The sequence below is a fragment of the Alteromonas hispanica genome, assembly GCF_010500915.1.
In the GTDB taxonomy this organism is placed as follows: domain Bacteria; phylum Pseudomonadota; class Gammaproteobacteria; order Enterobacterales; family Alteromonadaceae; genus Alteromonas; species Alteromonas hispanica.
In genome coordinates, this window is sequence record NZ_JAAAWP010000002.1 from 1 (window position 1) to 15,170 (window position 15,170).

The 15,170-nt window shown below is 43.7% G+C and carries 8 protein-coding genes; 3 read left to right on the top strand and 5 right to left on the bottom strand.

All coding sequences use genetic code 11. The annotated features are described in order from the left end of the window. Window positions 1-103: 103 nt before the first annotated feature. The 5 genes from GTW09_RS02970 to GTW09_RS02990 form a co-directional block, all read right to left on the bottom strand. On the bottom strand, window positions 104-1,072 hold the full coding sequence (locus tag GTW09_RS02970) for a 5'-methylthioadenosine/S-adenosylhomocysteine nucleosidase (protein ID WP_163109991.1): 969 nt from the start codon (window positions 1,070-1,072) through the stop codon (window positions 104-106). 104 nt (window positions 1,073-1,176) lie between these two features. Continuing rightward, a complete protein-coding gene (locus GTW09_RS02975; protein ID WP_239059262.1) occupies window positions 1,177-2,634 on the bottom strand; it encodes an adenosine deaminase family protein in 1,458 nt (485 codons plus the stop codon). 508 nt (window positions 2,635-3,142) lie between these two features. Next, window positions 3,143-4,684 (bottom strand): trehalase family glycosidase, encoded by a 1,542-nt coding sequence (locus tag GTW09_RS02980; RefSeq protein ID WP_163109993.1) that lies wholly within the window; start codon window positions 4,682-4,684, stop codon window positions 3,143-3,145. Beyond that, on the bottom strand, window positions 4,684-5,928 hold the full coding sequence (locus GTW09_RS02985) for an MFS transporter (protein ID WP_239059263.1): 1,245 nt from the start codon (window positions 5,926-5,928) through the stop codon (window positions 4,684-4,686). The genes GTW09_RS02980 and GTW09_RS02985 overlap by 1 nt, the downstream gene beginning before the upstream one ends. A gap of 173 nt (window positions 5,929-6,101) precedes the next feature. Further along, a complete protein-coding gene (locus tag GTW09_RS02990; RefSeq protein ID WP_083595351.1) occupies window positions 6,102-7,127 on the bottom strand; it encodes a LacI family DNA-binding transcriptional regulator in 1,026 nt (341 codons plus the stop codon). A 301-nt stretch (window positions 7,128-7,428) separates the two neighbouring features. Between GTW09_RS02990 and GTW09_RS02995 the strand changes: the two genes are divergently transcribed. The 3 genes from GTW09_RS02995 to GTW09_RS03005 all read left to right on the top strand — a co-directional run bounded on the left by GTW09_RS02995 (window position 7,429) and on the right by GTW09_RS03005 (window position 15,157). Next, window positions 7,429-9,699, top strand: coding sequence for a TonB-dependent receptor (locus GTW09_RS02995; RefSeq protein ID WP_071978401.1), 2,271 nt, complete (start codon window positions 7,429-7,431; stop codon window positions 9,697-9,699). Window positions 9,700-10,088: 389 nt separating this feature from the next. Further along, the gene (sbcD, locus tag GTW09_RS03000) at window positions 10,089-11,456 is read left to right on the top strand and encodes an exonuclease subunit SbcD (protein WP_163109995.1); all 1,368 of its coding nucleotides are present in this window, start codon (window positions 10,089-10,091) and stop codon (window positions 11,454-11,456) included. Beyond that, the gene (locus tag GTW09_RS03005) at window positions 11,453-15,157 is read left to right on the top strand and encodes an AAA family ATPase (protein ID WP_163109998.1); all 3,705 of its coding nucleotides are present in this window, start codon (window positions 11,453-11,455) and stop codon (window positions 15,155-15,157) included. Before sbcD ends, GTW09_RS03005 begins: the two co-directional genes overlap by 4 nt. Window positions 15,158-15,170 lie beyond the last annotated feature (13 nt).

Consider the following 15,170-nt stretch of genomic DNA (forward strand, 5'->3'; position numbering starts at 1 on the left):
GAGCTATTGCTTGCCGAATAAGGTTTACCATGCGACAGTGGAAAGCTGCACTCAAATGGTACAGCTCCATAGTAGACAGTGCATGGGCCGGAAGCACATGGAATTAAATTCGTGGGGATCCCTCAGGTTCTGACCCCCTTTCTATTAGGTTTTCTATTAGGGCTTTAACGAACTGTTGGCAGCCTTTTGCTGTCGATGGGTCGTAGTGGCCTTCGTTGGTAAGGTTATTCGATAGCACTCTAACGCCTAGGAAGGGAACACCGTAGCCATGAGCTATCTGCGCCGCTGCTGCGGTTTCCATTTCTTCTGTACTAGTACCAAATTGCTCGTGCAGCCATGCAATTCTATCTAGTTCATTATTCCAAAAGTTACCGCTTGCTATAGTGCCTTCTACTACTTTGCCTCGCTTGTATTCTGGCTTTACTTCTCGTGCAGCATCAAGCAAGGCTTTGTGTCCCATATAATAGCGAATTCGTTCGGCATCTTTCGCTGAGTCGCCTTCACCTGCGCTACCTTGTGAAGCCAGCAAATCCATAGGTAACCATTGCAATGGCGCAGAGCCTTCACCTCTTTTTCTAAACGGGGTTTTAAAGTTACTAGCATTTACTGCGCGCTTACCCAGCACAATATCGCCCACATTGAGAGTAGGATCATGACCACCGCTTGTGCCTTGATTGATAATGGCTACAGGGTGGTAACGCTCTATACCTACTGCTGTAGCGGCAGCAGTGTTTTCTAACCCTTTTCCCGTTTGCGCAACAACGATTGGATATCCATTGAGATTTCCAAGGTAAAAAGTAGCGTGGCCTGCTTTTTCAATGCGCACATCTGTTAATAAGCCAGCAAAATATTCTGCCTCTATTGGCATTGGACCTTGAATCATGAAAGGCGCGGGGTTAGCCACAGAAGTATCGATTTCTATCTTTTTAAAGCGATGTTGTGCGACATCATCATTACTCCCAGTTACGGAATTTGCTGACAATGCAGCAACACTTAGCGCGCAGAACAACCAGCTTGCTAGCGTAATCAATACTGTGAGTGTTTTTGTAGCCTTTGATTTTGAAACCCTCATTTAAACCCCAAATAGATAAATGAATATGAAAAGGAATGTTTTGCGCTGCTACACCGAAAACACCGCCTAAATCGAAGTGTTAAGTACGCAGCGCTCTATTGCTTTTAACGCTTACTGGTTTTATTGCAAACCTGCGGGTCGTAGCTGCAAATAAACGGAAAATGGTTTTCAATATTGGGTAGCGGTGTATTGTTCAACCGCTCGTTTATAAAGTCTTCGGTTTGTTGCTCTAGCTTTAACAACAATGCCTGACGCTTTTCTTCACCAATAAAGCTGTGTTTAATTGCATTACTATTAAGCGCGACCAATTCCTCCCACGACAGGTTGAAGTGCTTTACAGCAAGGTAATACTCATCGGTTAAGTTGCTGCTCCACATGCCTCTGTCATCGGTTGAAAGAGTAACAGGTACGCCTGTTCGTAGGTACTCTGGAAAGGGATGCGTGTCTAAGGAGTTTGTATACTCTAATAAAAGGTTTGATATAAGATTTATCTCAACGAGGTACGGTCCATTACGCATCATCAATAGCGTGTCAGGGTCTTCAATAAGGTTAAATCCATGACCAATTCTGTCGGCACCTAGCAATAAGGTATCTTTAATATGTGTATTGGGCTCATCCGACTCACCTGCGTGAATACTAAGCGGAATTGCCTCAGATTTAGCTCGAAGCTTGCGCAGCGTGGGCAAAAAACGAAGAGGATATCCCTTGTCATTGTCTTCCCTTCCCACCAGGTTTATGCCAACAAATAACTCTCTGTGCGCATTTACAGTCGCCCAGGTTTTTTCTAATTGCTGTTCAGCATCAGGTAGAAAGCGTACCAGGGCGAGCTGAAAGCGAACCGTAACATTGGTTTTTTTTGCAGCATCACTTTTTAACGTGTCACTTAGTATTTGAACTACTTCATCTGACGTGTATGGAGTGCCATCAGGATAGCGCATTTGCGATATTTGTAGCTGAGTCTCCAGATACAACACGTTTTCGCGCTGATAAGCCTGCATATTTTTAAGCAGCAAATGGCCATAAATATATGGGTTTTGCAGCATGTCTCCCATGCGTTGCCAGTGCGCCTGAAAGAATTCATCTCTGCCTTCATGGGGTTTATCTAACTTTATGCTGTTTAAAAATGCCTGTTTTTGTTTTTGGTTTAGCTCGCTAAGCGCTGTGTAATTATCTTGTTCACACGTTGAAAGCTTTTCATAACTCAACGTTGAAACAGTATGGAACAGCAATAATTGTGGGTTAGTGCCAAATTCGTTAGTACCGTATCCTCGACACAGAGAAAGGTCTGTTTTGGTGTAGTAAGTGTAGCCGCCATTTTTGTTTAAATTAGTGGCAATATCCCACCACCAATCTCCCATACCAGAACCGGAAAGATGATGATGAATGTCGCCGCCTTTTGGCATAGCGTGCAGAAAATCGTATAGCTGTGCTGGCGTGGCTTGCTGCTTAAAATCACGAAACCAATCGGACATTACCAATGAAGTATTCGATGCTCCAGCGGGCATACTCGAAACCAGCAGGTATAAAAAAAGGCACACAAACACCTTTATACGATTTATCAAAAGCTATCTCCTATGAGACTGATAATTGAGTTTAATGTTGTAATTTAGTGATTGGGGTCATAATTCTGTAAGCAATTCACAACTGTTTTTCTTGGGTATTTGTGCTTTGCTGTGCAGCTTCAGCCGCCTATGTGCCATATTATATGTTACTTCGGCAAAGCTATAATCTTAGTTGGAGGTTGTTGCAATTATCTATGCAATTCTCTGACCACTCAGTCTATTTTAAAGACTAGTGGTAAAACACTGTTTTGTATATTAATAAAAACTGATTAAAGCAAATAGCTGACAGCTAAATTATGCTAACTGCACCTAAAGTAATAGTGTGGTGAAAAATGGTGCGCAGTAATAAGTGATAAGAAATATTTTTGGTCTGAAGCCTTAGAGCGATTCCCATGGCCGTCTGCAAATCATGCCCCAAAAATAAGCTTTTGGGGCATGACATAGCAACTTCAGCGAAAGCTAAAATTTAACCATTGTTTGGATAGAAATTTATTTGGCTTTCTAAACCCTAACTTTTCTCATTGAGTGCTTTTTTGAAATAGGTATACACACCATTCGTCCAGCCAAAGCCTAATTGAACATCGTATTCACCACCGCCAGCCGTTTCATTCGGCGTGCAGACGTTGTATTTCTCCAACAAGGCTCCGGTAGCTGCAAAGCGGTCTTCTACAGTATTACAAAAGCGTTGCATAATATCGTTTGCTTCTTTCGTGAACCCATATGATTCTAGCCCCAGGGCAGAAAAAAACTGCAGTGGGGCCCAACCATTTGGTGAATCCCATTGTTGAGAGGTTGTATTCTCTGTTGTGACTATACCGCCTTTTTTGAGCAGTTTTTGCATAAGCACGCTTTGAACTACGCTTGCTTGTTCAGTACTGGCAATACCCACATACAAAGGAACGCTCATAGCAGCTGACACTACACTCGTGTTTTTCATAGAGGGAAAGTGAAAGTCAAAATATCCCTGTTTGATATCACTATACAAATAGTTATTTATCGCATCTACACGCTGTTTCGCTGCACCACTGTAAAAGGCCTGCTCTTTGCCATCTGTAACCATTGCTAGAGTTTGCTCTAATGAGACCAAAAGGGCATTCAAATCGACGGGAAGGAGCTCTGTAGTGCGAATGCTTTCTAGTTGTTGTGAATTTTTAAGCCAACGAGAACTAAAATCCCAACCCGATTCACAGGCTGCACGAATATGCTGATAAAACGTCGCACTATCGGTAGTAATATGACTAGCAGTCTCTATATCCTCTCGAAAAGACTCAGGACGAGGCGTGGCTTCAGAATCGAAATAGCGATTCAATATTGCCCCGCAGGGCATACGAACTACACGGAGCACGGCGTGCGCACTTGCACTGCCTGTAACTGTTAGGGTTTTATCTGCTCCCTTCATCCAAAACGCATATTCTTTTTTCAAACCATCAATGACATATTGCTTTTGTTCAGAGGAGAGTTGCTTTTCAAGCAGCTGATAAAATAATGCCAAAATAGGAGGCTGACTTCTCGAATAATAATAAGCACGGTTGCCATTGGGTATACAGCCAACTTCATTGAGAATATCAACGAAGTTCTCAAGCATGTTTACCGCCATTTCTGTACGCCCAGCATCTACAAGACCTTGTGCTGTGAAGAAGCTATCCCAATAATAAATTTCACGAAAACGGCCACCTGGCACAATATAAGGTCTCGACAGTGCTATTAAACTGTCTTTGTCTTGAACATCGGGAGTGCGCGTGAGTACATCCCACATGCTCGCGATATAACTTGTAATGTCATGACTGTGCAGCTGTAAATTAGCATTTTGACCGTCGGGTAGAATGAAGTGCGTATTGACAAATTCACGCAAGTTGACCTGAGTACTATTGTCTTTTGCCTCTAACATCGCCTGTTTATATTGCTCCAAAACAAAGCTCAGGTCCGTTTTGACTATCGCATCGGCAAAGGTTTTACTATCGGGAAAAAGCGATGCCATTTGCACGTGTTTGAACAGATCGCTTGAAAAAAATGCCAAACTGTCGCGCCAATTGTGTAAAGACGAGGTCATTATGATTGTGCACCTTGTTGGTAAATTGAAGATGATGCTTTTTTGAAGAAAAAGAGCGTTGCCATAAGAGCGGCAATGGGGACTAGCGATAAATAAAATGCGTTTTGTCCGCCAATGGCATCGAAGACAAACCCAGTGATAATAGATCCTGTTGTTCCCCCTAATGCCGAAAATACCACGATTAAACCTGTCATGGGGGCATGCTGCGCTAGCGGCAGTGTGCTCAACATTACCGAGTTAATAACTGGGTAAATTGGAGCCATCATTAAGCCAATCATGGGGATAAGAAAAGCAGCCAAGGGGGCATCACTCCAACTTGCCACATCAGTTTGTATGTCGTTGGTTTCGGCCAATGGTAAGCTAATAAGCATTACAACAGCCATGCCTGCTAAGCATATATTTAAAAAAGGATACCAATTCATTTTTCTAAGAACTGCGCCTGCAGTTAATCGCCCAACTGCCAGCGCGATTGCGAATATACTCGTTATTTGAATGCTGACTTGTGTAGGAAGGCCTAGTACCTCATTATTGAAGGTGGGTAACCACGAACCAATGCCTTGCTCAATGAGCACATAGAGAAAAATTGAAAAAATAAATACGAGTACCAGCGGCTTATAGGCAAGCTTGAGCATACTTGTGAATTCACTAGCGATTGTTGATTCGTTTGCCAACTGCACTGGCGCAATAGGAGCGAACATTACAATCAGGAAAGTGAATGCCACCATTGTGGCGAGAAGGTAGTAGACATTCAGCCAAGCAAGTGAAGCGTCGTTATTGGGGTCAATAAAACCAGCGAATATCCAATAGCCAGATAACACGCCCAGCATAAATATGCCTTCAATAGTATTCATTAATGATGAATGCGCTTTTGTGTACGAGGAAAGCTGTCCAATAACGGCGTACACAGATACTTTTACAAGCGCAAACGCTGTTCCTATGCACGCGAAGAGTATTTTAATAAACAAAAAATTAGCTATCGATGGCGCGAGTGAGCAAGCAACAGCCACAAGCGCAAGCCCAAACAACATGGCAAGCTTATATCCAACACGGGGAATAACGCTTGCAATCAGGAAGGACACAATAGCAATAGAAAGATCCTTAAACCCCTCCAAGGTACTAGCCTGAGGTTTACTGATATCGAAGCTATTAATTGACTGGAGAATGACGGTGCCCACACTGTTTAGCAGTATGGCAAACACATAATAGCTCACTGCAATGGCAGCAATAATCATAAAACGAGACATGTGTAAACACTCTGTTAACTTAATTAAGCTGGAGTGTAATGCGAAGAAAATAAAAATGCAAACGTTTGCAAAAGGCGGTTGCTCGAAAATAAAATGCCTCAATAAGTTCGCAGTAGACAAGCAGACTGAGGATGCCTCTTGCCGCTATAGCCTCTATTTACGTGCGCCGGCTTTTATTTAGTTGAGCGCCTTACAATGAGAGATGTTTCCACAACTTGGTTATTTACGGGCTTTCCCTCAAATTGACATAATAATTGATCAACCATGAGTTCGGCCGCTTGCTGCGTGTTCTGTCTTATTGTTGTTAGGGAAGGGTGGATAAGTTCGGCGAGTGGTATGTCATCATATCCGACAATTCCTACGTCACTAGGAATACCAACATAGCGCTCTTTCAAGGCTTTTATTGCGCCAAGCGCTACCATGTCACTCACACAAACAATACCGTCGAAGTCTAGCCCGTTAGCTTTTATACGCTGGTTCATATACTGATAGGCGGTTTTTGATGTAATATCAATAGCGCCCACATGAGATACGCCTGGTTCAATATTGAACTCAGCGTGAGCCTTTTGATACCCCCTTAACCTCTCTCGCATTTCAGCGTGTTCTGAGTCACCGAGAAACAAAATTTGTTCTGCTCCCTGTTCTAGCAAGTATTTGGTTGCCTCATAGCCGCCTAAAAAATTGTTACCACCAACTATTGGATAGCTCGCCTTAGTTTTTGTATCTCCCCACACAACAATGGGTATACCGCTTTTGGCTGCAAGGTCGATCTTTTCGGTTGTTTTTCCCTGTCCGATAACCAAAATGCCATCTGCTCTCTGGCTACGAATGAAGTAATTTGCCCAATCATCGGAGGCCATAAATGAGTTAGAAAGAAGTAACTCATACCCTTTAGCGTTAAGTGCTTGGTTCAATTCACCCACTAACTTGAGAAGAAACGGATCGGTTGTACTTTGTTCAGTGTTATCGATTAAGTTAAGTATGACAGCAATAACATGGGTTTTTTGAGTGCGAAGTCGGCTAGCTGCAGCATTGATACTGAAATTATGCTCGATTGCTAATGCCTGTATCCTTTCACGAGTTTCTTTTCTAATAAGCGGGTTATCTTTGAGTGCTCTTGAGGCAGTAGAGGTAGAAACCCCAGCTAATTCGGCAAGTCTAGCAAGCGTTAGTTTTGTTTCAGCTGTCAATGTAACGATTCTCTGTTGTTGGGTTTTTAGTTTGCAAAGCATTTTGCATGTTTTCTATCAATAAAACAGTTTGATAGCCAAACGGTAACGCGTGGTGCGTCATGCTAAACACAATATAGCGCACTAATACGCCGAAGAAAATCAAAGTGAGATTTGATTATTAAAAAATTGCAAACGATTGCATTTTATTCTTGCAATCGTTTGCAAACAGATCTATTTTGTTATCAATTCGTGATGCAGGTAACAATTTTGAAACGTGTTACCCGCATTCAGTTAACAACGCAATATAACATTTTCGGGAGCACACACCATGAAAACGTTGTTTACAAAAGCTTCGCTAGCCAGCGCAGTTGCAGTGGCGCTGGCACAACCTGCTATCGCACAACAAGAATCAGAGCAAACTACTAAAGAACTCGCAAAAGAAAACGCTGAAGTGATTGTAGTAAGTGGTACGCCGGGCGGTGCTGGAATAAGAAAAATAGACGCGAGCTTTGCCGTTACAAATATCGACGCGAGCGATATAGAAAAATTAGCGCCTAAGTCTACCGCTGATTTGTTTAAGGCCATTCCTGGTGTTTGGGTTGAAAGTTCTGGCGGTGAGTCTGGAGCCAATGTTTTTGTGCGTGGTTTTCCAGGTGGTGGCGATGCTCCGTTCCTTACTATTGCCCTTGATGGGTCGCCTATTTATCCAGCGCCAACCCTTTCATTTTTAGAGAACTCTCAGCTTTTCCGTATCGATGAAACCATCGAAATGGTAGAAGGTTTGCGCGGTGGTCCTAACCCTGTTGTGAGTAACGGCCAACCTGGATTAACAACTAACTTCAGAATGAAGCGCGGCGGCGAGTCTAGTGAGGCAATGGCTAAATATACGGTTTCAGACTACGGGTTAAATCGTGTTGACGTAGTTGCAAGTGGTGCACTCGCTGATGACCTCTACTATATGGTAGGTGGTTATATCAAAAGTTCTGAAGGGATCAGAGACGCTGGCTTTAACTCAGAGCAAGGCAATCAGTTTACTGTAAACATTACGAAAGTGTTCGATAAAGGTGAGCTTAATCTATATACCCGTCAAACTGACGACCGTGGTACTTGGTATTTACCTACGCCGCTTAATGTAGATGGTATTGATGCAAATTATACCCAGATAGGTCCACTTAACAGACAAGCCACCATTACCTATGGGCCAGACGATACTACCGAAGCGTTTGATTTTGGTGATGGGCGAGGCTGGGACGGTCACGTAAGTGGAGGTAGCCTAAAATTAGATCTAGGTAATGACTGGTTTCTTATCGACCGCTTTAACCTAACCAAAGGTAAAGCGAACACGTTTGGTCTTGTACCTAATGGCGCTGCGGTAACTGTCGCCGATGTAGCAGATAATGGTGAGTCGGCCATTGGAGCTGTGACTGGCACTACCTATGCTGGAGATACACCCATTCAGCAAATAGGTCGCTGGGTTGTGCTTAAAGACATTGAAGCCTTTACCAACGATTTGGCTGTGTCGAAAAGCTGGGATGATTTCGATGCATCATTTGGTATTTACAGTGCTTCAACTAAATCTGAAGACTGGTGGAGCATAGGTAACACGGCTTATCACGTATTAGTACCAGGTGGCGAATTGTTAGACGGTATTGAGTGTAATAGTGACGCTGAAGGCTGCGGATTTAACTACGACATAAATTCTGTAGGCGACGCAAGCACTATGGCGTTTTATGCAACGGGTAAATGGTACGCTACCACAGACCTAAGCATCGACTTAGGCTTGCGCCGTGAAAATCACGAAGTCAATTATTCGGTAGACGAAGGCCTCGACGGCACTATTACTAAAGCCCTTGAGTACGATGAGACGAAAACGTCTTGGACACTTGGTGCGAACTACGCTTTAAATGACAATAGTGGTGTTTTCATTCGCACTAACCGTGGGTACAAAATGCCTTACTTTGATGACTTCCGTGACAACTGGGGTGCATACACTGGCGGAAATGATCTTATCCAAGAAATTACGCAAGCAGAATTGGGTTATAAGTTCATGAATGATAGCGTCCAGTTTTTTGCTACTGCTTTTGCTAACGAAGTTGAAGGTGATACTTTTGTACGCAGACCTGGCGCACCAGCCGAAATTCTTACTAATGAAGCTTATGGTGTTGAGCTAGATGGTAGATATAGCCATGATTCTGGTTTCTCACTAAGTGTAAATGCCACCTTGCAAGAAACTGAAATTACAGCAAGCGCGACTAATGAAGGTAATGAGGCCCAGCGTCAGCCGGGTTGGCAAGTGCGAGTAACGCCAAGCTACGATTTTGACATTGGTGACATGTACGCAACAGTTTATGGAACCCTGTCAGCAGTAGATGACCGCTTTGGCAATAACGAAAATACGGTTGTGCTAGAAGGATACGAAAAAATTGATGTGGGTATGACATTAGACCCAACAGAATCACTTCGCCTTCAACTATCGGTTGATAACTTGACCGATGAGCAGGGCATTACCGAAGGCGACCCGCGTAATCCTGATGCGCCAAATGGCCGTTTTATTATGCCGCGCAGCGTACGATTTAGTGTTTCTTACCTCTTTTTCTAAATGTTTGTAGAAAGAAGAATGGTAGATAAAAAGAAACGTGAATCATAAGTAACACAATAAAATTGAAGAGGCTGGCGCCAAATACGCCGGCCTTTTTTATTTGCACTCCCCACTAATATCTCTCGTCAGTATTCATCTTGCCAGCAGAAAGCGAAAAAATGCACAGTTGGTCATAGAGCTCCATTGCCTTGCAAATTCATATGCACCATTGTTATAAAAGTAGAATATCTCTATAGTTCGAAGAAATTTTTGTTTCTGTAAATAAGTGCTTGTATTTAATAGCTTGGCAATTGGGTTTATGAGTTTTTGGCTAGTCTGTTTATAAGTACTTTGCGAGTTCAATATACGCCACTTTATTCATTCCAAACGCATTCTGGTTCCTCAATTATATGAAAATATTGCATACGTCCGACTGGCATTTAGGGCAAAGCTTTTTTACAAAAAGCCGAAAAAATGAACATGACGCATTTCTCAAATGGCTGCTCAACGAAGTTGAAAAACATGCAATAGACGCAGTTATTGTGGCGGGCGATGTGTTTGATACCGGCACACCTCCTAGCTATGCCAGAGAGCTTTATCATGGGTTTATCGGTGCATTGCAGGGCACACAATGTACCTTGATAGTGCTTGGCGGAAATCATGACTCGGTTTCAGTACTTAACGAGAGTAAATCACTGCTTAAGCACCTCAATAGCCACGTTATTGCTAGCACATTTGGTAACAGCAGCGAGCAGGTTATAGCTTTGAATAATAGAGCGGGCAATGTAGGTGCAATACTGTGTGCCGTTCCGTTCATTCGCCCTAAAGATGCAGTAACAAGTGCTGCAGGACAAAGTGGGGTAGATAAACGCCATGCATTGGGTGAGGCAATAAAACAGCACTACGCAATGCTCTATCAGCAAGCCATCGAGCTTCGAAATTCAATTGCCGCAGAAACGCAGCAGCTGGCCGAGACTATTCCTATTGTTGCCACGGGGCATTTAACCGCACTTGGCGTGAGTCAATCGGAAAGCGTACGCGATATTTATATTGGCACGTTAGAAGGGTTTGATGCGGGTGGTTTTCCACCGGCTGATTACATTGCCCTTGGGCATATCCATAGGCCACAAAAAGTGGCCAAAACCGAGCATATACGTTATTGCGGCTCGCCAATTCCCCTTAGCTTCGACGAACTAAATACCCAAAAGCAGGTTGTTATGGTTGAGTTTGCTGCATGTCAAACCGCTATCACACCTCTACCCGTACCGCGCTTTCAAGCCATGGAAGTCATCAAGGGTGATTTACAACACATAGAAGCTGAAATTAACAGCAGCAGTGTTATTGCTGATGCCACCGAACTCTCACCCGTCTGGTTGTGCATTGAGGTAGAAACTCAAGACTATTTAACTGATTTACAGCAGCGTATTCAGAGCTTACTTGAAGGAAAAAATGCTGAAATTCTGCAGCTGAAGCGGGTGAAAAAGAGCCGTTTTAAAAGTTTAGCTGAGGGTGAAAATAGGCAATTAAGTGAGCTGTCTGTTGAAGAGGTTTTTGAAGCAAGATTGGCTTTAGAAAATATCGACGAGTGCGATGAGAATAACGAGGGTGAGGGAGATGAATCTGCAGGCACCTCTCGAAAACACCGAATGAAGCAACTATTTTCTGAGGCGTTAGAGCGAGTGCATGGCAACGATGAGGATAATATGGACACCTCTGTTGAGACTAGTGTTGATGATCGTGCTGATAATAGTGGCGCGAATAAGGAGCAAGCAAAGTGAAAATACTCACGCTGCGACTTAAAAACCTAAATGCATTAAAAGGCGAGTGGAAGATAGATTTCACTCAATCGCCCTTTGTTGATAATGGATTATTTGCCATTACTGGGCCAACGGGAGCCGGTAAAACCACGTTGCTCGATGCCATTTGTCTAGCGCTTTACCACCAAACCCCGCGCTTGGGCACTATATCTTCTACCTCTAACGACATTATGACTCGCGGTACTGCAGAGTGCCTAGCAGAGGTAGAGTTTGATATTAAAGGTAAAGCCTACCGTGCGTTTTGGAGCATGCGACGTGCGCGTGGAAAGCCTGACGGTAATTTACAAAGCGCCGATGTTGAATTGGCCGAGGCAGACACTGGCAAAGTATTAGCCACTCAGGTTCGCCCTAAAAGCGACGAAATAGAACGACTCACCGGGCTTAATTTTGCTCGTTTCACAAAGTCTATGATGTTATCTCAGGGCGACTTCGCGGCGTTTTTAAATGCCAATGAAAACGACCGAGCTGAGTTATTAGAAGAGCTTACGGGAACGGAAATATATGGCCGTATTTCTCAAGAGGTTCACGCACAGTTTTCTGAAGCTAAGCAAAAAAAGAAAGAGTATGCACTGCGGCTAGAAGGTGTAACGCTACTCAATGAGTCTGAGCACAAAGGGTTAACCGATGAACTTGAGCACACCAAAAAGCAGGTGGTTGCTTTAACCGAGGAATTAACTGCGCTACACCAGCAAAAGCAGTGGCAAGAGGCACTTGAAGAAAATGGGAATGCGTTACAAGAAGCTCAGCATTTAAAAACAGCTGCTCAAAAGGCGCATGAAGAGGCAAAAGACAAGCTTGATAAGCTTACGCGCAGTGAACCTGCCGAAACATTGCGTACGCCACATCTTCGGTGTGTATCGTTTCAACAGGATATTGCTTCTTATCAAACCCAATTAGACGAAAAGAAACAACAGCTTCCTCTAACGCAATCCAATAAACAAGAAGCGCAAAAAGCCCTTGCTAGCGAAGAGCAAGCGCTCAAAGAGGTAAAAGATAAAAGCGCACAGTTAGAACACCGGATCAGCAACGATGTATTGCCCATCGACGCAAAAATAGCGCAGGTTTCAGAGTTGCTAGCTGTGTCAAACAACAGTATTGCTGCGTTAACGGCGTCTATTAACCAGCATCAGCAGAGAAAAGCGTCTTTAGAAGAAGAGTTTGCAGAGAAGAAAAATCTGCAAAATGTGTTGAGCAGCTATCTTATAGAAAATAAATCAATAGGGGATATGGCCGAGCACATTAGTGGTTGGAGTGAGTCAGCGCAAACTATTGCTTCAGAAAAGAAGCTGCTTGGCCAGTTAGTAGCTAAACAAGAAAGCAATGCTCGCCAATACGATGAGCTTTCAGTGCAGGCCAACAAGCAGGCTGTTAAAATTGAAGTGCTGAATAAAGAAAATCATGTGCTGAAGGAAAACGTCGAACAATGCCAGCAAGCCTTAAATACACTCTCGGAAAAGGGCAGTAAAGCGCAGTTAAACGATGAAGTATCGGTAAAGCTTAAGCACTGGGACAGCATGGTTCAGTGTCAGCATTTGCAAAAGCAACATGATGAACTCTCACAAAACTATAATAAACTCGTTGCTCAAGAAGCAGAGCTTAACAGCACCAAAGAAGCGCAGCAGGCCGCACGCAAAAACTTGGTGGCGCAGTATCAAGTTACTAAGGCCCGCCTAAAAGATGCAGAGCAGTTAATATCGCTGAATAACGAAGTAGCCCACTTGCGCGCCCAACTTAAAAAAGGCGAGCCTTGCCCTGTCTGCGGGGCAAGGGATCACAACGAAGACTCAGTAATTATTGACGTGCCCGAAACCGTACAAAAGCGTGATGCACTTCAGCGGCAGTTGGACAGTATTGAGCTCGATGGAGCCAAAGCGAGAGATGCATTAGCTAATACTGAGCTTGCTTTAGTGCAAACCACAAAACTAAAAGAAACTACCTCTGAGGAGTTAGAAAACGCAAAGCAAGAGTGGCAAAAGCAGCAGGGTGTAGTGAGTTCTGCAGTAGATGCTGGTTTTAGCGAAATAGCAATAGAAGACAAAGGCGCTTTTTCGGCTTTTGATGCAACCTATAAAAAGCGTATTGAATGGCTACAGCGTCAGATAAAAGCCATAGAGCACACAGAGAAAAATTTTGCTGACGCGCAGCATCTCTATAACCAAGCAATGGCGACGGTGTCGCAAGCGAAAAATGAGTATGAGCTCTTAAATCAGCAGCAGAATACTTTTATTACAACAGCGAATGAGCTTGGCGAAGAAATAAAACATAAGCAATCTGCGTTAGTGAAAAAAGAGCAAAAGCTAGCTGCCGCAATTACTGAGCTTGGACATGCAATTCCAGAGCAAGCTAGCCTCTCTACCTGGCTATCTGAGCAAGCAAACGCACTAAAAACATTTAAAGAAAAACAGCAAGAGTTAGAGCGGTTAACGCCAAGTGTTGATGTGTTTAAAGATGACGTTGCCACCATCGCGCGCGCCATTGAAAGTTTTCAAGAGCGGCTGAATGAAGCAAAAGAAAGCGCAAAACAACACGAAGACGCACTGGCTTTACTTAGGGCAAAAAGACAAGAGGTGTTCCCAGAGCAAGATATTGACACAGTACGCTCAGCCGTTGCCGAACAAATAGCTCAACGAGAACAACAGCTTGAAGCATTAAGGCTCAGGCAAGAGAGTGCTAATAGTGCGTTGTCCCGTTTAGAGGCGGCAATGGAACAGCTCAGTGAGCAGCTAGATAAAAAGCAGCAGCAATACCAAGAGGCTGATAGCGATTTTAGGTCTTTATTAGCCAAAAGCCCTTTTAAAAACGAGGCAGCATTTACCCGTGCTCTACTTGATGAAAATGAGCGAGAACAATTGGTGGCGCTTAAACAAACAATATCTCATCAACAGCAGCACGCAGATTTGCTGTTATCAAATGCTCAGGCACAAGCCGAAAAACTCAACGCAAACGACAATGCCGAGCAGTGGCAACATTACCTAGAGCAGTTCGGCGCGCAGCAAGTAGAAAACGATATTGCAGATAAAACAGAGCGTAAAGATGCTCTGTTATCTGCGCAAGGGCAGATAGCCCAGCAACTGAATGCCAATGAGCAGGCGCAAAGCAAACAGCGCCAGCTGCTCGATGAAATGTCGACGTTTGATGCCTATTACGACGATATTACGTATTTGCATTCCTTAATCGGCTCAGCCAGTGGTGACAAGTTTAGGCGCTTTGCTCAAGGTCTTACTTTAGATAACTTGGTGGTATTGGCTAATCAGCAGCTCGATAAGCTACACGGTCGCTATCAGTTAATTCGCAAAGAAAATGAAGGGTTGGGTTTAAGCGTAGTGGATACATGGCAGGGCGATGTTTTACGAGATACTAAAACCCTATCTGGGGGAGAGAGCTTTTTGGTGAGTTTAGCGTTGGCGCTGTCTCTATCTGATTTAGTGAGTTATAAAACAAGTATCGACTCCTTGTTCTTAGACGAGGGCTTTGGCACCTTGGACGCTGAAACCCTAGACGTCGCCTTAGACGCTCTGGATAACCTAAATGCTAGCGGCAAAATGATAGGTGTTATTAGCCATATAGAAGCTATGAAAGAGCGCATTCCTACTCAGTTGAAAGTCATCAAGCGAAACGGCGTAGGGTTAAGTGCATTGGAAAAACAGTACTCGATGGACTGATGAAACCTAAAAA

What these genes read in the sequence shown, in the direction of transcription:
- GTW09_RS02970 (WP_163109991.1), bottom strand. Translation starts at nt 1,072, where the DNA reads ATGAGGGTTTCAAAATCAAAGGCTACAAAAACACTCACAGTATTGATT.
- GTW09_RS02980 (WP_163109993.1), bottom strand. Translation starts at nt 4,684, where the DNA reads ATGACCTCGTCTTTACACAATTGGCGCGACAGTTTGGCATTTTTTTCA.
- GTW09_RS02985 (WP_239059263.1), bottom strand. Translation starts at nt 5,928, where the DNA reads ATGTCTCGTTTTATGATTATTGCTGCCATTGCAGTGAGCTATTATGTG.
- GTW09_RS02995 (WP_071978401.1), top strand. Translation starts at nt 7,429, where the DNA reads ATGAAAACGTTGTTTACAAAAGCTTCGCTAGCCAGCGCAGTTGCAGTG.
- sbcD (WP_163109995.1), top strand. Translation starts at nt 10,089, where the DNA reads ATGAAAATATTGCATACGTCCGACTGGCATTTAGGGCAAAGCTTTTTT.